Annotated in this window: 14 protein-coding genes; 12 read left to right on the top strand and 2 right to left on the bottom strand. The window is 42.5% G+C overall.

Annotated features, from left to right (window positions below):
* Positions 1–11: 11 nt before the first annotated feature.
* Positions 12–4,511: a glutamate synthase large subunit gene (gltB, locus tag ABD873_RS08205; RefSeq protein WP_345067111.1), complete on the bottom strand. Its 4,500-nt coding sequence runs from the start codon at positions 4,509–4,511 to the stop codon at positions 12–14.
* A gap of 211 nt (positions 4,512–4,722) precedes the next feature.
* Between gltB and ABD873_RS08210 the strand changes: the two genes are divergently transcribed.
* The 7 genes from ABD873_RS08210 (at position 4,723) to ABD873_RS08240 (ending at position 14,260) form a co-directional block, all read left to right on the top strand.
* Entirely contained in the window at positions 4,723–5,820 is a 1,098-nt protein-coding gene (locus ABD873_RS08210; protein ID WP_345067114.1) for a mandelate racemase/muconate lactonizing enzyme family protein, read from the top strand.
* A 211-nt stretch (positions 5,821–6,031) separates the two neighbouring features.
* Positions 6,032–9,040 carry a SusC/RagA family TonB-linked outer membrane protein gene (locus ABD873_RS08215; protein WP_345067117.1) on the top strand — a complete coding sequence of 1,003 codons (3,009 nt, stop codon included), beginning with the start codon at positions 6,032–6,034 and terminating at the stop codon, positions 9,038–9,040.
* 11 nt (positions 9,041–9,051) lie between these two features.
* Complete coding sequence (locus ABD873_RS08220; protein WP_345067120.1) at positions 9,052–10,611, top strand: RagB/SusD family nutrient uptake outer membrane protein; 1,560 nt, start codon at positions 9,052–9,054, stop codon at positions 10,609–10,611.
* Positions 10,612–10,617: 6 nt separating this feature from the next.
* Positions 10,618–11,580, top strand: a complete 963-nt coding sequence (locus tag ABD873_RS08225; protein ID WP_082021821.1) for a cadherin repeat domain-containing protein — start codon at positions 10,618–10,620, stop codon at positions 11,578–11,580.
* A 380-nt stretch (positions 11,581–11,960) separates the two neighbouring features.
* Complete coding sequence (locus tag ABD873_RS08230) at positions 11,961–12,941, top strand: deoxyhypusine synthase family protein (RefSeq protein ID WP_039053319.1); 981 nt, start codon at positions 11,961–11,963, stop codon at positions 12,939–12,941.
* A gap of 57 nt (positions 12,942–12,998) precedes the next feature.
* Positions 12,999–13,535, top strand: a complete 537-nt coding sequence (locus ABD873_RS08235) for a hypothetical protein (protein ID WP_345067125.1) — start codon at positions 12,999–13,001, stop codon at positions 13,533–13,535.
* A 143-nt stretch (positions 13,536–13,678) separates the two neighbouring features.
* Positions 13,679–14,260: a non-canonical purine NTP diphosphatase gene (locus tag ABD873_RS08240; RefSeq protein ID WP_345067128.1), complete on the top strand. Its 582-nt coding sequence runs from the start codon at positions 13,679–13,681 to the stop codon at positions 14,258–14,260.
* A 36-nt stretch (positions 14,261–14,296) separates the two neighbouring features.
* Here the strand turns inward: ABD873_RS08240 and ABD873_RS08245 are convergent, their stop codons facing one another.
* Positions 14,297–16,495: an OstA-like protein gene (locus ABD873_RS08245; protein ID WP_345067131.1), complete on the bottom strand. Its 2,199-nt coding sequence runs from the start codon at positions 16,493–16,495 to the stop codon at positions 14,297–14,299.
* A 93-nt stretch (positions 16,496–16,588) separates the two neighbouring features.
* Here ABD873_RS08245 and tilS point away from each other — a divergent pair, with 93 nt between their 5' ends.
* The 5 genes from tilS to ABD873_RS08270 all read left to right on the top strand — a co-directional run bounded on the left by tilS (position 16,589) and on the right by ABD873_RS08270 (position 20,303).
* Positions 16,589–17,926, top strand: coding sequence for a tRNA lysidine(34) synthetase TilS (gene tilS, locus ABD873_RS08250; protein WP_345067134.1), 1,338 nt, complete (start codon positions 16,589–16,591; stop codon positions 17,924–17,926).
* Positions 17,923–18,402, top strand: a complete 480-nt coding sequence (locus ABD873_RS08255) for a hypothetical protein (protein ID WP_345067137.1) — start codon at positions 17,923–17,925, stop codon at positions 18,400–18,402. The genes tilS and ABD873_RS08255 overlap by 4 nt, the downstream gene beginning before the upstream one ends.
* An 85-nt stretch (positions 18,403–18,487) precedes the next feature.
* Positions 18,488–18,796, top strand: a complete 309-nt coding sequence (locus tag ABD873_RS08260; protein WP_345067140.1) for a DUF4834 family protein — start codon at positions 18,488–18,490, stop codon at positions 18,794–18,796.
* Between the two features lie 93 nt (positions 18,797–18,889).
* Entirely contained in the window at positions 18,890–19,996 is a 1,107-nt protein-coding gene (gene recF / locus ABD873_RS08265) for a DNA replication/repair protein RecF (RefSeq protein WP_345067144.1), read from the top strand.
* The gene (locus ABD873_RS08270) at positions 19,986–20,303 is read left to right on the top strand and encodes a DciA family protein (RefSeq protein ID WP_345067147.1); all 318 of its coding nucleotides are present in this window, start codon (positions 19,986–19,988) and stop codon (positions 20,301–20,303) included. Before recF ends, ABD873_RS08270 begins: the two co-directional genes overlap by 11 nt.
* Positions 20,304–20,312: the final 9 nt, after the last annotated feature.

Consider the following 20,312-nt stretch of genomic DNA (forward strand, 5'->3'; position numbering starts at 1 on the left):
ATTCCCTTTAATTAAGCTACAACCATTTTTTTTCTTAACACCGCTTTGTATTCGCGAGGGAACACCTTAATGAATTTGTTCTTTTCTGTAGCCCAATTTTCTAAGATATATGTTGCCCTCTCACTTCGAGTGAGGTGGATATGACGTTTCAGTAAGGATATGATGGCTGTTTCATCTTCTGGTTCAAGTGGGTCTAGGTCCACCATTTCTTGGTTGCAGTTGATTCTGAAATTGCCTTTAATATCATATACCCAAGCTATACCGCCGCTCATCCCTGCTGCGAAGTTTCTTCCCGTCTCTCCTAAAATCAGGGCACGTCCTCCTGTCATATACTCACAGCCGTGGTCTCCCACACCTTCTACTACTGCTGTAGCTCCTGAGTTACGTACGGCAAAACGCTCTCCCGCCATACCGTTGACGAAAAGGTGTCCGGAGGTGGCGCCGTACAAGGCTACGTTGCCGATGATGATGTTTTCGTGAGGAACAAGCTTGCTGTCCTTAGATGGGTAGATTGCGATCTGAGCTCCCGACAAACCTTTGGCGACGTAGTCGTTGGCTTCACCTTCCAATTCAAACGAAATACCTTTGGTGTTGAATGCTCCGAAAGACTGACCCGCCGACCCTTCGAACTTAAAGTTGATGGTGTTGTCTGGCAGACCTTCGGAACCGTAGCGTTTCGAAATTTCGTTTGACAGCATCGTTCCTATGGTACGGTCTGTATTTTTTACCTTGAAAGTTCCGAACACAGGGGTTTTGTTTTCCAAAGCTTCTTTTGCCTGCTTTATCAGCCCCCAATCCAAAATCATGCTTAAGCCATGGTCTTGTTCTTCGGTATTATATAAGGTCTGTCCTATTTCATTGCGCGGCACGTACAGAATGCTGGAGAAGTCTACTTTGCTGGCTTTCCAGTGATTGATATCTTCACGTTTTTTCAAGAATTGAGCTCGACCTACCATCTCATTGATTGATCGGAAGCCTAATTCTGCCATGATTTCGCGTATCTCTTCTGCCAAGAAGCGGAACAGGTTGATAATATCTTCTGGTTTTCCAGAGAATAGCTTACGTAATTCAGGATCTTGAGTGGCCACGCCTACAGGACAGGTGTTCAGATGACATTTGCGCATCATGATACATCCTCCGGCGACGAGGGCAGCTGTAGCTACGCCCCATTCTTCTGCTCCTAAGAGGGTTGCTATGACAAGGTCACGGCCTGTCTTCATCTGTCCATCGGCTTGTAGCACTACACGGCTGCGCAGTTTGTTTTTCACCAAGGTTTGGTGTGCTTCTGCGAGCCCTAGCTCCCATGGTAGTCCGGCATGTTTGATAGAGCTTATAGGAGAAGCTCCCGTACCTCCATCATATCCCGCGATGAGGATGACGTCGGCATGGGCTTTGGCAACACCGGCGGCAATGGTTCCTACACCCGCCTTAGACACCAATTTCACATTGATACGAGCCTCCCTGTTGGCATTTTTCAGGTCGAAAATCAGCTGTGCCAAATCTTCGATAGAATAGATGTCATGATGTGGTGGAGGAGAAATCAAGCCTACACCAGGTGTAGAGTGACGTACTTTAGCAATCCACTCATCCACTTTATGGCCAGGAAGCTGCCCGCCCTCTCCAGGTTTAGCCCCTTGTGCCATCTTGATCTGGATTTCGTCAGCCTGAGTGAGATAGTTTGATGTAACTCCGAAGCGTGCTGATGCCACCTGCTTGATAGCCGATCGCATAGAATCTCCATTAGGCAATTTTTGATAGCGGATTTCGTCTTCCCCTCCTTCTCCCGTGTTGGATTTGGCACCGATACGGTTCATAGCAATAGCCAGGGTAGAGTGTGCCTCATGTGAGATAGAACCGAAAGACATAGCTCCTGTAGCAAAGCGCTTCATAATTTCTGTGGCAGGTTCTACCTCCTCCAGAGGGATAGGATTTCTATGTTTGGCAAAGTCCAATAAGCCGCGTAAGGTGAACATACGCTCTTTTTGGTTATTAATCAATGCCGAATATTTCTTATACGCTTGATAGTCGTTATTGCGGCAGGCTTGTTGTAGCAGGTGTACTGTCTGTGGATTCCAAAGATGTCCTTCTCCGCGACGTTTCCATTGGTAGATACCGCCTTCCGGCAAGATAGGTTTTACGTTGCGGGTAGGGGCAAAGGCTCTCCAGTGTTTCTTCAGTGCTTCTTGAGCGATATCGTCAAGCGTCAGGCCTCCGATGCGAGAAACCGCTCCACAGAAGTATTTGTCAACAACAGATTTGTCTATACCCAACACTTCGAAGATTTGTGCTCCGTGATATGATTGAAGTGTGGAGATACCCATCTTCGAGAAGATTTTGAGTAAACCATTGCATACTGCCTTTACATAGTTTTTGCGTAGTTGAGGCCATTCAAGCTCAGTATCCAACAAACCTTGCTCTTTCAGCGTGCGTATGCTTGCTAAAGCAAGATAAGGATTTATGGCTGTAGCACCGAAGGCTAGCAGACAGGCGAAGTGGTGTACCTCCCATACGTCTCCGGCTTCTACCACAAGTCCTATAGCGCCACGGTTGCCTGTTTTGATAAGGTGATGGTGAACGGCAGAAACCGCCAACAACGATGGTATGGCGGCATGTTGTGAGTCTATGGCGCGGTCCGAAAGAATGATCACTTCAAATCCGTCACGTACGGCATCGTCTGCATAACGGCATAGACGCTCCAGTCCGGCTTCTAATGAGCCTGGCTTGCCGTCCGCCTTGAAATAGCATTGTAAGGTTTTTGCTTGGAACACTCCCGTGTCGATAGAGCGTAGTTTTTCCAATTCGCTAGAAGTCAGAATGGGATGTTCCAAAGTTACACAATGACAAGACTTTTGATCTTCTACCAAGATATTACCGGAATTGCCGATGAATGTTGCCAAACTCATCACCAGACGCTCACGTATAGGGTCTATCGGTGGGTTGGTCACCTGAGCAAAAAACTGTTTGAAATAGCTTGTCAGATGTTGAGGATGGTCGGACAATACGGCAAGAGGCACATCCGTACCCATAGACCCCACCGGCTCATAGCCTGTAGTTGCCATAGGTGAAAGGATGGTTTCTATATCTTCACGTGAGTATCCGAATGCCTGTTGATATTTGAACACAGAGTCTTTGGACAGATAAGTAAATGTCACACGAGGCTCTGCGAGTTCTTCTAACTTGATTTTGTATTTGTTTATCCAGTCGCCGTACGGCTGCTTGCTTACCAACTCGCCTTTGACCTCTTCATCGGTACGGATTTTACCTTGTTCCATATCCACGACGAAGATTTTTCCCGGCTGTTGGCGACCTTTTTTGATGATGGTAGATTCGTCTATAGGGAGTGCTCCTGCTTCCGATGCAACAATCACACGGTCGTCCGAAGTTACGGCGTAGCGTAATGGACGAAGGCCGTTGCGGTCCAAGGTCGCACCAATTACTTTACCGTCGGTAAAACATAATGCCGCTGGGCCGTCCCATGGTTCCATCAAGGTAGCATGGTATTCGTAGAATGCTTTTTTCAAAGGATCCATCTGTGGGTTTCCGTCCCATGCCTCGGGAACTAACATCAGCATGACGTGAGGTAAGCTACGTCCACTATGAAGCAATAGCTCTACAACATTATCCAAGCATGCTGAGTCCGATTGGCCTTTATCAACCACAGGGAGAAGGATTTCCATTTCTTCTTCTGTAAAATAAGGAGAAGAAAGAGAACGCACCCCTGCATAAAACCAGTTGAGGTTACCGGTAAGGGTATTAATCTCTCCGTTATGGGCCAAAAAACGGAAAGGCTGGGCCAACGACCACGATGGGAAGGTGTTGGTAGAGAAACGCGAGTGTACCAAGCCAAAGGCCGATACTACACGAGGATCTCTAAGGTCTTTGAAATAAGTGCCAACCTGATATGTTGTCAATTGCCCTTTATATACTATAGTTTTGCAAGAAAGCGATGCTAAATATAATGGTAGCGGATATTCTTGGGTGGCTTTGATCTTTTGAATGATAAGTCTTCTAAGGACATATAATTTACGTTCAAAATCTTCCGTATTGGTCACCCCTACAGGACGTGAAACGAAAAACTGCACGATTTCTGGCTCGGCACTCAACGCTGTTGGCCCTATACCTTCTTTGTTGACCGGAACAGTTCTGAAGCCTAAAAAGTCCATCTTACGGTCTTCCGTCGCCTCTTGAATTACCTGACGGCAGATCTGGTTTAATGTTTCGTCTTTCGGTAAAAATACCATACCTACCCCATAATAACCGGGTTCAGGTAATTGGATGTCTAAGTTGATACATTCTTCCCAAAAAAATTCATGCGGGATCTGTATCATGATTCCTGCTCCATCACCACTTTCAGGATCACATCCGCAGGCTCCGCGGTGCTCCATGTTTTCCAACATCACTAAGGCATCGCGAACATGGTCATGCGATTTTTTACCCTTAATGTGCGCTACAAAGCCTACACCACATGCATCGTGTTCAAATTCCGGGTTGTAAAGTCCTTCTTGCTGCATTCTATTCTACTAAATTATGATTTGACTAATTCGAGTTTGCTAATATAAAAAACAAAAACTTAAATCTTTGAAAAATTTTCAATAAAATTTAAGAATATTTAATGCTTTTGTAATTTGTTCCGACACGAAGAGCGAGGATTGTATTTATTTCACCAAAACATTGGTAAAATGAAATTTCATTCGTTTTTTTGTTAATCCCATATTAATAGACATGAAAATTCAAGAAATAGAAATCTATCGATTAAGTATTCCCATGGAACCCTTCGTTATAGCGACGGGCACTATGGATTATGCGCAGAACACTTTTATTAAGATTATTACAGATACTGATTTATATGGTGTAGGCGAATGTTCAGCCTTTCCGATGATTGTGGGAGAGACGCAGAACACCTGTATTGCCGTGGCACAGGACTTTGCCAAAATCTGGAAAGGAAAAGATCCTTTGGCTATAGAAGATCGTCTGGCAGAACTACACCTTTATATTGCGGGCAATGCGACCATCAAATCGGCGTTTGACATGGCTTTATATGATTTGAACGCTAAGGCTGCCGGCTTGCCGCTATACAAATTTCTTAAGGGAGAACGCCGAGAGATTATCACCGATATTACGTTGGGTATTGCTACTGCGGAAGAGATGGCCGAAAAGGCGCTACGCCTGAAAGAGGGTGGAGCTTTTGCTCTTAAGGTAAAATTAGGAAAGAAGCCGCAGGACGATATCGCACGCATCAAGGCTATACGTCAGGCTGTAGGATTTGATATTCCTATCCGAGTGGATGCAAACCAGGGGTGGTCCTTTGAAGGAGCTGTAGAAGCTTTGCAAGGGCTTGAGCCGTATAAAATACAGTTTTGTGAGCAGCCTATGCGTACGTATAATGATCACCTGCTGCCGGAACTGCGTACACGTACTATTGTCCCTATCATGGCTGATGAATCCGTATATAATCATCACGATGCTGAAAGATTATGTAAGGCGGATGCTTGCGACTATATCAATATCAAATTCTCGAAGTCGTCAGGAATATACGAAGCACTAAAGATTCAGTCTGTAGCTGCTGAATATAATATTCCTTGTATGATTGGTGGAATGTTAGAGTCTCGTTTGGCACTGGCAGCAAAGGTTCATTTTGCCTATGCTGCACCGAATGTTAAATTCTATGACTTGGATACCTGTATGGTGGGACATCTGGCAGATCCTGTAATAGGAGGAATTCAATATGACGGATATAAGATTTCTATCAGCGATGATATCGGTATCGGAGCTGACATACAACAAGAATTTTTGGATAAATGCGAAAAATGGGTGATTTAGTCACCCATTTTTGTTATGTAAAATAAAATCTTTTCATCCTAGCCCTCTTTCGAAAAATCCTATTTTCAACAAAAATTTCTTTTAAAGTAAAATTCAGATTGTTATATTTAAAACCGAAAACATTTAATATGGTTCTTCTTCTTTTAAGAGAAGTTCTGTTAACCAATATATAAACTAAATACACAATTACTAAACAAACACAATCTGAATTATGCAAAAATCTACTGTACGTTGCAGGGTGATTTGCTATTTGTCTGCTTTTTTGATTTTTCTGCTTGGTGCAGGAGTTTCAAAAAGTTATGGTCAAGCAAATTCACTCACAGGAAAAGTGGTGGACCAAGATGGTCTTCCTGTTGCCGGTGCTACTGTAAGTCTTTTGGCTACCGGTGCTGCTACATCCACAAGTGAACAGGGCATATACGTTATCCATAATGTGCCTTTGGGATCTCAGACAGTTGTAGTAAAACTTATCGGGTATAGGGATGCCCAGAAAACTATCCAAATTGTATCGGGTCAGAATCAGTTAGATTTTGATTTGGTGTTGGAGGCAGATCAACTGGAAGAGGTCGTGGTCATTGGATATGGGGTTACCAAGCGTAAGCAAGTGACGGGATCTATTAGTAGTGTGACGCCGGAAGACTTTAACAAAGGTGTGGTAAGCTCTCCGGATCAGCTGCTGGCGGGAAAGGTCGCGGGATTGGTGGTGAATAGAGCTGGAGGGGATCCTACAGCAGGGGCTACTATGCAGCTAAGAGGTCCTTCTTCCTTGACGGCAAGCTCAGCACCTCTGTATGTTATCGACGGTATAGTTGGTGCCAATATAGAGTTGGTAGCGCCAGATGACATTGTTTCCATGGATGTGATGAAAGACGCTTCCTCCACAGCTATTTATGGATCGAGAGCTGCAAATGGGGTGATCTTTGTAACCACACGACGAGGAAAAGCCGGCGCTCCAGTCATCAATTATAGCGGTTATGCAGCTACGGAGATGATATCCAATAAAGTTAATGTGCTTAGTGCTGCCGAACATAAGGCCTTTGTCGAAGAGCACGGCCTTACCGTAGCTCCCAATGAAACGGGCTATGAAACGGATTGGCAAAAAGCGATTACGCGTACCGGAATTTCACACAATCACAATGTGTCATTAGGAGGTGGCACGGAGCACACACGTTATAATGCCTCTCTTAATTATTTCAATAATCAGGGGATAGTGAAGCGTAACGGCATTGAAAAAATTGTAGCCCGTGTAGGGATTGATCAAAATGCTTTTGATGACAGGCTAAAGCTCTCCTTTAATATAGGTAATAGCATTATCACTTCCCAACATATTGATTATGGTATTTTTAATGGCGCTGCCCGTTATGTACCTACATCGCCGATCATGTCGGATGCTCCGGAATATGCACAATATGGCGGCTACTTTCAGGTGGTGGGACGTACAGGATACATGAATCCTGTGGCAATGCTCAACCAGCGGGATGAATCTAGAAGCAACAATACCTTATTGGGAAATTTCAAAGGAGATTTGAAAATTGCGGATGGCTTAATATGGTCTAATATTCTTTCCTACCAACGCCGGCATTGGGACAAGAAATATTATATGCACCGCACGGACTTTGACTCCTTCGCATTGGGAAGAGGATATGCCGAGCGAACTAGTCTAAAACATATAGATAAAATTTTGGAATCCTATCTCAACTATTCCCATACTTTTAGTAATGTACATAATCTGGAAGCCATGGCCGGATACTCCTATCAACGCACCAAAAATGATGATGGCATCTGGGCCTCAGCAGTAGGATTCATGTCGGATGACTTGATAGACAACAACCTTAATTTGGGAACACTTCCTGATGGGTATAATCCTTTCAGCGGTTATCCACAGATTAAAGAATCCTTGTTGATTTCCGTGTATGGACGAGTGGGCTACAATTATGATGATAAGTATTTGCTCTCTGCTTCTCTAAGAAGAGATGGATCTTCAAAATTCGGTAAAAATAACCGCTGGGCAACATTCCCTTCCGTTTCTGCTGCCTGGCGTCTGTCCAGAGAAGGGTTCATGCAGGACCAGCAACTTTTTTCGGAGTTGAAACTGCGCGTAGGATACGGAGTTTCGGGCAACCAGAATATTGATCCATATCGAAGCATAATCATGTTTGGCCCCCGTGACGGACAATTTTTCTATAACGGTCGTTGGATAAACGCTTATGGGGTCAATCAGAATGAAAACCCTAATCTTAAATGGGAAAGTACGGCAATGTTTAACGTCGGATTGGACTTTGAGTTGTGGCGCGGAAGATTGGGAGGTAGCATAGAATATTATGACAAAGAGACGAAAGATTTGCTATACGAATATAATGTTCCTTCACCTCCTTATCAGTTTGATCGCTTACTGGCTAATGGTGCTTCTATGAATAATAAAGGCGTGGAAATCGTATTGAATGCCCATATCATTAACAAAGGGAATTTTCGTTATAGCACCACGCTGAACTTTGCTCGTAATGTGAACAAGGTAGGGTCTTTGTCTTCCAACATAGAAAACATTGGAGTAACCGAAAGATATGAGGGAGGAATAGGACTGGAGGGATGGACAGGACAGACGGCATCCATCGTGTTGCCGGGACAACCTATAGGAACATTCTATGTGGCTAAATATATAGGTTATGATGAGGATGCCAAGCGAACGATTTATCAGAAGCCGTCGGGAGAGTTGGTCACCCAAGATCAGATTTCTGCCCCTGACGACTATCAGATTATGGGATATGCGTTGCCAAAATTCACCTATGCTTGGAACAATACCTTAAAATACAAAAATTGGGATTTGAATGTGTTCTTACGAGGAATGTATGGTAACCAGATTTTCAATGCTACAAGGGCCGACTTGTCGCGCCTTCAGCAGGCCAATGTAACTAATATCGTAAAGGAAGCCGTAGAAGAAGGAATATTTGAAACCCCATTGATAGCATCAAGCAGATTCTTGGAAGACGGTTCATTCTTGCGGTTGGATAATGCCACGTTAGGATACAAATTCCCGATGACACAGTCTCGTTATATAAAACAGGCTCGCATCTATCTCACAACTCAAAACTTGTTTACGATTACCAAATATACTGGCGTGGATCCCGAACTAAACTTAGGAGGACTTTCTCCGGGAATAGATAACAGGAGCTATTATCCAAAGACACGCTCGTTCATCTTAGGCTGTAATCTTACTTTTTAAATGATTTTGCTATGAAACTGACAAAAAATAAACTCTATATAGCCCTTTTGTCCGGACTTACACTGTTAAGTACAGGTTGTTTCAAATTTGACGATGAAGTGTATTCGGCCTATACCGAAGAAACTTTTCCCAAGACTCCTGAACAGTTTGTCGCAGTAACAGGACCTGTTTATACTTCGGCAAGAGGATATTTTGCGGATTACTTTGATCTGCAAACTGCAGGAGCGGATGAGGTAGTCATCCCTACAAGAGGAGGAGACTGGTTCGATGGAGGAAAATGGCGCGACATGCATTTCCATACATGGTCTTCGTCGCACGAGGTGGTACGTAATGCTTGGAACTGGGGATTTAGCGCTATAGGAACCTGCAACAGGGTGCTTAGTGTTATCGAGAAATCAGAGGACTCAGAACAGAAAGATCAGACTATCGCTGAGATAAAGACCATGCGTGCTTGGTACTATTATCTGATGATGGATGCTTACGGCAACCTGCCTTTGGTGACGACCTTTGACACGGGGACCGAACTGCCTACCACCACACCACGCGCGCAGATATTTGATTTTATCGTTTCGGAACTGGAGGAAAACCTACCACTGCTGAGTGAAGACAAGTCTCTGCAAACATATGGAAGACCTACAAAATGGTTTGCCCATGCATTGTTAGCTAAAGCATATCTCAATGCGCAGGTTTATACAAGCACCCCGAATTGGAATAAGGTGGTGGAACATGCCAACAAAATTATAGAGTCACAAAAATTTGCCTTGGAAACAGATTATCTTGCGCAGTTTAAACCTGACAATGGAGCGGACAGTCCAGAACCTATATTTTCTATTCCTTTTGATGCGTCACGAGCTACAGGAAATGCTTTGTTTTTTAAAGTATTGCATTATGCTCACCGTCAGACCTTCGATCTGAATGGTAACCCGTGGAACGGCTGGAGTGCGCAGCCTGCTTATTTCCATCTGTTTGAAGACGAAGATATACGCAAGCAACAATGGCTCTATGGACAGCAGTACACCTCTTCCGGGCAGCCTTTGGTATATAACGGAGTTAATATTGTTTTGAATCCAGATGGTTTTGTGCTGCTGCCGGGTTCTGATTTTGATATTGGAGGGGCGGACGATGGAGGACGTCTTGCAGGAGCCCGCTGTGTCAAATACTATCCGGACAAAAATCATATTGGTAGTAATGCGGGGAACGATGTGGTTGTGTTCCGTTTGGCAGATGTGCTTCTGATGAAAGCGGAAGCCATATTGCGAGGTGCTACAAACGGCACTACTGCGGAAGCGCTCGACGCAGCAAATATTGTTCGAAAAAGGGCATTTCCAAACAACCCTGAGAAACATTTTACCGCTGCTACATTGACCTTGGAAGCCTTATATAAAGAAAGGGCGTTGGAATTCACGTTTGAGGTTACGCGCCGTACGGATATGATACGCTTTGGAAAATGGGAAGATGCTATGCTGTTTAAGCCCGCCAATACTGCAGAAACATATAAAAGGATTTTCCCTATTCCGGCGACGGCATTGGCCAACAACCCAAATCTTTCACAGAATACAGGTTATAATTAGGATGTTATGAAAACAGTATATAACTATTTGTTAGCAAGTGTATGCTTATTGTGGGTGTTGGTAGGTTGTAAAAAGGTAGAACATGCTATTCCGGATGAAATAGTGTCCTTTAACGAGTCTACCCCTACAGCTGTGCAGGTGGGACAGAAGTTGAAAGTAGGCTTTCTGACCAATAATGTTAAATCTTTTGATTTTAGTTTGGTCAAAGATGGGACTAGCATTCTGCAGGAGCAAATTATCCTTTCGGACAATCAAAAGATTATCGAAAAGGAATTTGATATTCCTTTAAACGAAGAATATGTTGGAGAAGCAGTGTTGCGGGTTACTTATACGGCCGGAGGGCAGAACATAACCAAAGAGAGACCCATCACTTTGCAGGAGAGCAATCCTGTGATGTATGTAGTAGGAGGTTCTTTGGGGGCAGGCTGGGATCCTACACGGGCTTCTATGATGACCGTTTATGATCCTGACAGCAAAACAAAATTTGAAATTTTTGAATATCTTACTGCTGAGGGAGGATTTAAATTTTTGCCTACCAATATAGATTGGAAAGGAGGTTATGGCAAAGGCAGTGCTGCAGGCTCACTTATGCAGGATGAGGAAGCAGAAAACCTGACGGTTTCGGAAGATGGTTTCTACCGCATTAGGATGGATGCCGAGGCATTGACCTATGAAGTCCTGAAAATTAACATGGGGGTCATTGGTGACGCTACACCGGGAGGATGGGACAATGATACGGATATGGCCTTCGAGGGAGGAAAAGGATCTTATACTTGGAAGGTAACGATAGATCTTGTTCCTGGAAAAATAAAATTTAGGGCTAATGATCAATGGACAATAAATTTTGGAGGAGATCTTAATAATCTAACTCAGGATGGACCGGATATAGAAATTGCTTCGGCAGGAACTTATGATATTACATTGCAACTTACTCCGGGAGCTTACAAGGCTATCTTAGAAAAGAAATAGCAAATAAAATGAACGTTTATTCTGCTGTTTTACGTATTTTAGCTCTATGAACACAATGTCATGGGGAATAGGAAAGGAAGAAATTATTGTTCTGCTAGTGATTGCAGTAGTGCTGGTTTCGGCATATTTCTTCTTTTCCAGGCTTTTGAGACGTAAATGAATTGTAGAGCTGCTTATCAAACTTAATAATAGAAAAACATAGAAGGGTGATAAAACACCCTTTTATGTTTTTTTAGATCGCATGAGATTACTAGATATAGAGTCTGTATTTCTTTAACATTTGTTAAAAAATAAGAGTTTAAGCAGGCTTTCCCCGTATTAAAATCCATAAATAAATTTTATTCAGTACCTTTGCTATTACTTATTAAAAACAGACAAAGATGAGTACACAAAAAGGTCCAATTAGTCAATTTATTGAGCACAACTACCGTCACTTTAATGCTGCTGCATTAGTTGATGCTGCTAAAGGATACGAACAACATTTGCTAGAAGGTGGTAAAATGTTGATATCCTTAGGAGGTGCTATGTCAACTGCTGAATTAGGCGTTTCTTTAGCGGAGATGATCCGCCAAGATAAAGTACATATTATCTCTTGTACAGGAGCAAACTTGGAAGAGGATGTGATGAACTTGGTAGCGCATTCGCACTACAAACGTATTCCTAACTACCGTGATTTGACTCCAGAGCAAGAACGCGAATTGTTGGATAATCATTATAACCGTGTTACGGATACTTGTATTCCTGAGGAAGAAGCTTTCCGTCGTCTTCAAAAACATTTGGAAGATGTATGGCATGCCGCAGAAGAAAAAGGCGAGCGTTATTTCCCTCATGAGTTTTTATATCAGGTAGTGAAATCGGGAGTATTGGAGCAATACTATGAAATTGACCCTAAAGACTCATGGATTGTTGCTGCTGCTGAGAAAAACCTGCCTATTGTATGTCCGGGATGGGAAGACTCCACTACAGGTAATATCTTTGCTGCTAACGTTATCAAAGGTAACTTGAAAGCTTCTACTGTGAAGTCAGGTATTGAATATATGATTTACTTGACAGAATGGTATCGTGCTAATTCAGGAGGTAAAGGAGTAGGATTCTTCCAAATAGGTGGAGGTATATCCGGTGACTTCCCTATCTGTGTGGTGCCTATGATGTACCAAGATTTGGAATGGGAGGATGTTCCTTTCTGGTCTTACTTCTGTCAGATTTCGGATTCTACTACCTCGTATGGATCGTACTCAGGTGCTGTTCCTAATGAGAAAATCACTTGGGGTAAACTGGATGTGGATACACCTAAATTCATCATCGAATCCGATGCTACCATCGTAGCTCCACTTGTATTCGCTTGGGTATTAGGTCAATAATGGATATAATGTCGTCATCCCTTTAGGGGATGACGATTATTGATTTTATCATCGGCGATGAGCAATCTTCTTACAGATAATCCTATAGCCCTTCAGGCTTTGATGAATGAAACCTTGTTTTCGGCAGGCTTCACGGCTGAGGATGTCGTACTTGCGGAGGTGTCATCACCATCTTCTGCCGTAGCATGGGATTCGTCTAATGAAGAGTTTGTCTATCGGGGGGATAAAAGTTCAGGGATATTGTTTATTCTTCGGTATCCTGACTATCCTTATTTTTCACCGAAAGCCGATGAAGCTTTCATCAAGACTTTGGGGGCTCTTAATATTGCTGCCGAACAGGTGGCGGTACTGAATCTTGCCAATCCCCAAAATCCTAACGACTTCAAACGTATCATGGCCTTCTTTCAGCCTAAAAAGATTACGCTTCTCGGCGTAGAACCTGCCTCGTTAAAACTTCCAGACATTGCTCATAACTCCTATATGAGAGGAAGAGTGGCTACGGTTTTCAACACCTTCTCTTTCGAGGAGATGTTTGTCGATATCAATAAGAAGAAACTTTTCTGGGGTGAGTTTAAGACATTTATCAATAGTTAATGGCTTTTAACAGTCAAATGTCTTCATAAAAGTCAGATTATCATAATTAAGCTTTAATTTTGCGAGGAAGATATTGCTATGAAAGCATATCGTCATAGCCAGAGCACTTTAAGTAGATTTCTAATAACCGAAATTCATATACATTGAAAAAGATAGAACTAGTATTTGCTACGAATAATGCCCATAAGCTGGAAGAGGTACAAGCTATTGTGGGTGAAAAGATTAGAATAAAGTCTTTAAGGGATATTGACTGTCATGACGACATTCCGGAGACTGGCGATACTTTTCAGGAAAATGCAAGGCAGAAGACAGATTATCTAGTGCAGAAATATGGCGTAAACTGTTTCGGTGATGATTCGGGATTGGAGGTGGATGCATTACATGGTGAGCCTGGGGTGTATTCGGCACGTTATTCCGGAACGCGTGATATGGAAAAGAATATCGACTTACTGTTGGAAAAGTTGGGTGATTCAGAAGACCGAAAGGCACGTTTTAGGACGGTAATCTCCTTATACCTTGACGGAGAGCAATACTTTTTTGAAGGAGCTATCGAAGGTAAAATCATCCATGAAAGAAAAGGAGAAAAAGGATTCGGTTATGATCCTGTTTTTATCCCTGATGGTTACGACAAAACATTTGCAGAGATGAGTGCGGAGGAAAAAAATTCCATAAGTCACCGCGCTATTGCTGTTTCCAAAATGGCTGAATTTTTAAAAGATATATAAAAATAAAGGAGCTCAATTTCGTAGAGCTCCTTTATTTTATCCCTCATCGCTGCTTTCTTCTGTTTCAATATTATTTTCTTTTGTTTCCGTTTTTTCTTCATCCTTAGGAAGTTCCCTCTTTCTGTTGAGCAGGTCTTCTTTGGATTTTGGACGGTCTTGAGGACGCCAGATAAAACCTGGAAGAACTTCATTTTCAGCGTTTATCATGGTTACGGGATAAACTTTCTGATCTATGTTCTTTATGGTTATATAGTCTATGATTTTTCGGTTTTCCAGCGTTACTTTAATACGCGCGCCTCGGTCATGAAACATTTCCGTGATACGGTTGGTCCTTTCGTTGACTGAGAATACCAAGTTTTCTGCATTTCCATCCACAAACAGTTTCTCTATGTTGTTGTTTTTGAAAAATGCCGTTATTCTGCGTCCTTTGAGCTGGTTGAACTTGGTGGAGTCAGCCACAGCATTTACCATGAAAGCATTGTTGACAAGTACAGCGTTGTCCAGCTGTTGATTGACAATCTGCATATAGATGGTGTCTGCCGAAATCTGAGAGTCTTCCGCCCAAATCATAGGACGTCCCATAAAACGGAACATAGAATCTTGCATAGCGTAGAATGCCGAATCGGCTACCGCCTGCAAGTCTGACTTGTATAGACGCACATTATAGTATGCTTTTACAATACGGGTACGGGCTGTATCCGACACGGTGTAGGTGCTGTCCTTCACTTTTGGGGTCGTGTCTTCCTTCTGAGCCACACGCAACGCTTCGTTGATGACGCTATCCGCATGTCCCTCTTTAGGGATTTCAGCCTGTTGCCGTAAGATAGAGTCGGCCTTCAGGGTGTGAGCTATATGTTTACGGTCTTCATCGGGATTGAGGATAGGCGGTTTGCCGACAGGTTTGGGTGTGGTCTTTGTGACTGGCGCCTGCGTAGGCTTCACTTCTGCTGCCGCGCTGCCCTTATCCTCAATAGGAGTTCCCTCTTGAGTGGCAGGAGGCGTGTTTATGTCATCCTCATCACCATAATCTTCATCAGCATCTTCCAAGACCTGCCCTCCATTTCTGTCTAGGTTAAGGTTTAGAGGTTTATAGTCTTTGACCAATATCATCTTAGAGAACAGCGTATCGGCAGTGAGATAGGCCGAATCCACTTTGGCTTCTACCTTAATCTCTTTTGATTCATCTGTGATTTCAGAGTTTTCCTCTGTTAGAGAATGCTCTTCTATTTTCTTTTCCTTGCCGTTTTTTTTTTTGTTATCTCCTTTTTTTGAATCCTTTTTATTTACTACGGGTTTTTCTATGGGATTAGCTTGCTGTAAGGTGTCTTGCGCGGTGCTATCCTGTTCATTTTTTATGACGGTAACAATATAAGGTTTGTCCGTCATCAGAATAGACTCATCTTCGGATTTATAGACCCCTTTGCCTCCATAAGCATAGAATTTATCCAAGGTGTCCACAAAGACAACATTTCGGAAGGCTTGTCCTACGCCGGAAGCTCTGTCGTAGTAGAGACTATCGCTCTTTAGAAACTTACTTCCCTCGGTATATAGATTTTCCTTATTGAAATAGGCAACACCTGTAGCGGTATTATATACACCTCTTTCGGTATAAAGATTTTCGTTTTTATTGCCTTTTATGTTTGTAGGGCCGAAAAAATAGGTGTTTTTTGTGATACCATTGTAGCGCATAGTGTCTGTAAACACTTTTACCGAAGGGGTACGTACCACGACCTTATGCCGAAAATAGGCATCTCCTGTGTTTTCGAAATAATACGCGTTTCGGGAAGTAATGGTATCATTTTGTGAAATAATCCTTCCACCGCCGGTATATGTTCCTATTTTCGAGCGTAGATTGTATGTAAGGTAGTTGGTAGTAAGCACCGAGTTGCGGTCTTCCATCTTCACATTGCCGGTGAGCTTGGCCAGCTGTGCACTGGCATTATAGTGTAGATGGTCTGCATATATTAAGGTTCCCGATGGCTGTGTGATGACCACATTGCCGAAAGCTTCGAAAAATTCCTGACCTATTTCATTCTTATATAGGTATCCGCTGTCGGCAGTAAGGTAATTGCCCTTGTGTTCGTAAAGCGGATTATAGTTCATCATTGTCCCCAGCTTTGCATTGATGCGCGACATGTCCGAACGGACAATATTCATCTTGTCTTGTGCTCTGACCGTCTGGATTAGCAAAGCTTGTAAGACTACCAATAAGAGTAAGGATATATACTTCTTCACAATGGCAAAAATAGAGAATTAAAAAGTAAAAAAATGTTAACAGATAAATTTTAATGCTAAATAAAATCAATTATTAATCCTTACTTTTGAAATATGGATATACTTCAGCGATTTGAACGGTATGTGCAAGAGAATAAGCTGTTTACCAAGGAAGACAAAATCTTGGTGGCAGTGAGTGGAGGAAGGGATTCCATGCTATTGGCATGGTTGCTGTATCAGTGTCATTTTTCCATAGAGCTTGCACATTGTAATTTTCAGCTTAGGGGGGAAGAGTCGGAAATGGACGAACAGCTGGTGAGACATTTTGCTGAAGAAAATGAACTGCCTTTACATGTGATTCGTTTCGATACAACAGATTATGCCGAAAGAAATAAAGTATCCATACAGATTGCTGCTCGAGAGCTTCGCTACGAATGGTTTGGGAAGCTGAGTGAAGAGAGGGGCTGTGTTGCGATAGCCGTAGCCCATCACCTTAACGATTCGGTAGAAACGGTGCTGTTCAACCTGTCGCGTGGCACCGGACTGTTGGGCTTACAAGGTATCCTGCCAAAGAGGGAGGACAGCAAGATAGTAAGGCCGCTGCTTTTTCTTAAAAGAGAAGAAATCACTGACCTGGTAGAGCACTACCGCATTCCTTTCCGCGATGACCAGTCCAACTTCTCCAACAAGTATGCTCGCAACAGAATACGACTGGATATAATTCCGGAGTTTGAAAAGCTTAATCCCGACTTTGTGGATGTTATGGCAGATAATATTTGCCGCTTTAGAGACAGTCTTGAAGTTCTGCAGCTTTATGCGGAAAGACTGCGAAGGGAATTGCTTATTCCCCGAGGTGCGGAAGCCTATCTTATAGAAAAGCAAAAGATAAGGTCTGTCACACTCAATGAGCTGTATTTTGTCCTAGAACCTTTCGGATTTAAGAAAAATATACTTTCTGACCTGCTGCACTCCTTAGGGAGGGAGTCGGGCAAGACATTTACTTCGGAAACGCATATCATCGTTACCGACAGAGAATATATAATCTTATCCCGACAAAAGGAAGCATTAGCTCCTGTACTTTTGACATCAGCGCAAAAATTTATTAGATGGGGAAGCTTTACTTTTCAATGCGAAGTGACGAAGGACAAAACCATAGTCAAAGACAAGAACATCGCTTTGTTGGATTTTGAGAAACTAACGTTTCCTTTGACCATTCGTTCTTGGCAGGAAGGTGATTCCTTTCAACCTTTGGGGATGAAAGGAACCAAAAAGTTAAGTGATTTCTTTATCCAAAAAAAAGTCAACGTGCTGGATAAGGAGAGAGTACCCGTAATAGTCGATGGAAACGGGGATATCATATGGGTAGCACCCTTTCAGCTAGATGATAGATTTAAAATTGAGGATAATACACAAAAAGTGTTTAAATTAGTTTGCAATTTCGCAGAGCAATGAGTCAAGATAAAATTTTTGTAGAAAGACAATATCTAGGAAGGGATATGACGTGGATCAGCGTAAGGCTTACTTTGGCTTTATTCTGCTTCATCGTATATTACCTCAATATGGATCATCTGGCTTCGCGTCAGCTTTTCTTCATCGTAGGAAGCTCCATCATTGTGGTTTCTATCATCATGATGTATCTGGTGCATTATAAGACTGAAGTTGCTAACAACTGCATCATTCTCAGTGGTCTATGGTCCACCAGGTTGGTTAAAATAGACTTATCTTCCATTGTTACGGTAGAGAAAAAGCCTTACAGTACTTATATTTTCAATAATCCTGTTTATAACCTTCATAAAAACGGAAAAATTAGATTCTATTCTGGAGGCAAAGATGCTGTATGGCTTACCGATAAGGACGGTTTGGTGTATATCATCGGTACCCATCGACAAGAAGAGTTGTATAATGCTATTCTTAAGGCTAAATCTTAAAAAGTGTTAAGCTTTTGACTCTGACATTTCTTTGACTTTGGCCGAGCAGTATTTTATTATATTTGGTTAAATCAATATAAATTCAATGAGTGCTTTATATTTCATATTAGCTGTTATTGTAGCGTATTACGTATTTAAGTTTTCTATGCGTCTGTTGTTGCCATTCGCCATGAAAAAGCTTGGCGAACACTTGATGAAGAAGGCACAGCAATCTCAGGGAGGTTATACTTTTACCTATACCACAGGAAATCCGTTCTCTCAGCAGAGGGAATCTCAATATAATTATCAGGACAACAAAGGTGATGTGAGGGTGGACTATGTCCCTCCACGTAAGGAAAAACGCCGTGTAGCAAAAGATGCAGGGGAGTTCATTGATTTTGAAGAGGTGAAATAATTTAGACATATACTTCAGTGTGAAGGGTTGATTGGTATCTCGCCAATCAACCTTTTTTTTGACTTATACTTTTTTAGTTTTTACTTTGTACCTATGTGGTTGAAACAACTTTCCGTTTTGAATTTTAAGAATTACGCCGAAACTACGCTTTCCTTTATTCCGCAGGTGAATGCCTTTACGGGAGAAAATGGTGCGGGTAAGACTAACTTGTTGGACGGCATACATTATCTTTCGCTGTGCAAGTCCTATTTCAATCCCATAGACTCACAGCATATCAAAAAAGGGGAAGACTGGTTTATGGTACAGGGAGAGTTCGACAGAGATAACAGGCAGGATGTCGTTTCCTGTAGCTTGAAACGCAATCAGAAGAAACAGTTCAAACGGAATAAGAAAGACTACCAACGTCTTGCCGACCATATAGGCTTATATCCGCTTGTGATGATATCGCCAAACGATACGCTCATCATACTTGAAGGTTCGGAGGAAAGGCGTAGGTTTATGGACAATGTGATTTCACAAACGGATAACCGCTATTTGGATACGCTTATTGCTTATAACAAAATTCTGTTACAGCGAAATACCTTACTGAAAAACATCAAAGAGAAAGGCGTATTTGATATAGGGTTGTTTGAAGTGTTGAACTTGCAGCTAGTAGAAGTGGGGGAGCTCATCTATAAGAAAAGGAAAGAGTTTATGGAAGTTTTTACCCCATACTTCCGTAAGCATTATGCCTACCTTACTGAGGAGGCGGAGGAAGTGTCTTTGACCTATGAATCTCAGCTACATGGTGCAGATTTTTTTGAGCTACTTCAGAATTCTATAGAAAAGGACAGAATTCTGGAGCGTACCACTCAAGGCATTCATAAGGATGACCTGTTTTTCACTATACATGGTGAGATGCCATTGAAAAAGTTCGGCTCGCAGGGACAACAGAAATCCTTTCTTATAGCGCTAAAACTTGCACAATACACTTTCTTACAGGAGAAGAATAAGTTTAAGCCACTGCTGCTGCTGGACGACATCTTTGACAAGCTGGATGAGAAAAGAACGAAGAAGCTTATGAAGATGGTGTCCGATGACGAATTCGGACAGATATTTATCACCGATACAGATGCTGGTCGTATCCGAAAAATTTTCGATGAAATACAGCAACCTATACGTATCTTTGATATCAGAGGAGGACAAGCTCATGCTCTATAAGAAAAAAGTAGATGAAATACCGACCCGTGATGATATCAGTATGAAGCAGGCTATAGAGAAGTGGTTGGAAGTGTATCGTCTGCGCAATAAGTTTGACGAATCCTCGGTAGCTACCTTTTGGGAACAGATTATCGGACCCTATATCGCTCGCAGAACCCAGCAAATCTATATTAAAGATAAGAAACTCTTCGTCAAGGTGGAGTCGGCCGTCGTAAAGCACGAGCTGGCACTCAATCGCCGCCAGATTATCGGAAGAGTGAACGAACATGTCGGACGCGTCATCGTCGAGGATTTCGTGATTCTATAATTTGTTAGT

Source organism: Sphingobacterium thermophilum (assembly GCF_039541675.1).
In the GTDB taxonomy this organism is placed as follows: domain Bacteria; phylum Bacteroidota; class Bacteroidia; order Sphingobacteriales; family Sphingobacteriaceae; genus Sphingobacterium; species Sphingobacterium thermophilum.

Bases quoted from the DNA above. Each gene is read 5' to 3' on its own strand.
- ABD873_RS08230 (WP_039053319.1), top strand. From the start codon at position 11,961: ATGAGTACACAAAAAGGTCCAATTAGTCAATTTATTGAGCACAACTAC.
- ABD873_RS08215 (WP_345067117.1), top strand. From the start codon at position 6,032: ATGCAAAAATCTACTGTACGTTGCAGGGTGATTTGCTATTTGTCTGCT.
- ABD873_RS08220 (WP_345067120.1), top strand. From the start codon at position 9,052: ATGAAACTGACAAAAAATAAACTCTATATAGCCCTTTTGTCCGGACTT.
- ABD873_RS08210 (WP_345067114.1), top strand. From the start codon at position 4,723: ATGAAAATTCAAGAAATAGAAATCTATCGATTAAGTATTCCCATGGAA.
- ABD873_RS08255 (WP_345067137.1), top strand. From the start codon at position 17,923: ATGAGTCAAGATAAAATTTTTGTAGAAAGACAATATCTAGGAAGGGAT.
- gltB (WP_345067111.1), bottom strand. From the start codon at position 4,511: ATGCAGCAAGAAGGACTTTACAACCCGGAATTTGAACACGATGCATGT.
- tilS (WP_345067134.1), top strand. From the start codon at position 16,589: ATGGATATACTTCAGCGATTTGAACGGTATGTGCAAGAGAATAAGCTG.
- recF (WP_345067144.1), top strand. From the start codon at position 18,890: ATGTGGTTGAAACAACTTTCCGTTTTGAATTTTAAGAATTACGCCGAA.
- ABD873_RS08270 (WP_345067147.1), top strand. From the start codon at position 19,986: ATGCTCTATAAGAAAAAAGTAGATGAAATACCGACCCGTGATGATATC.
- ABD873_RS08225 (WP_082021821.1), top strand. From the start codon at position 10,618: ATGAAAACAGTATATAACTATTTGTTAGCAAGTGTATGCTTATTGTGG.
- ABD873_RS08235 (WP_345067125.1), top strand. From the start codon at position 12,999: ATGAGCAATCTTCTTACAGATAATCCTATAGCCCTTCAGGCTTTGATG.
- ABD873_RS08260 (WP_345067140.1), top strand. From the start codon at position 18,488: ATGAGTGCTTTATATTTCATATTAGCTGTTATTGTAGCGTATTACGTA.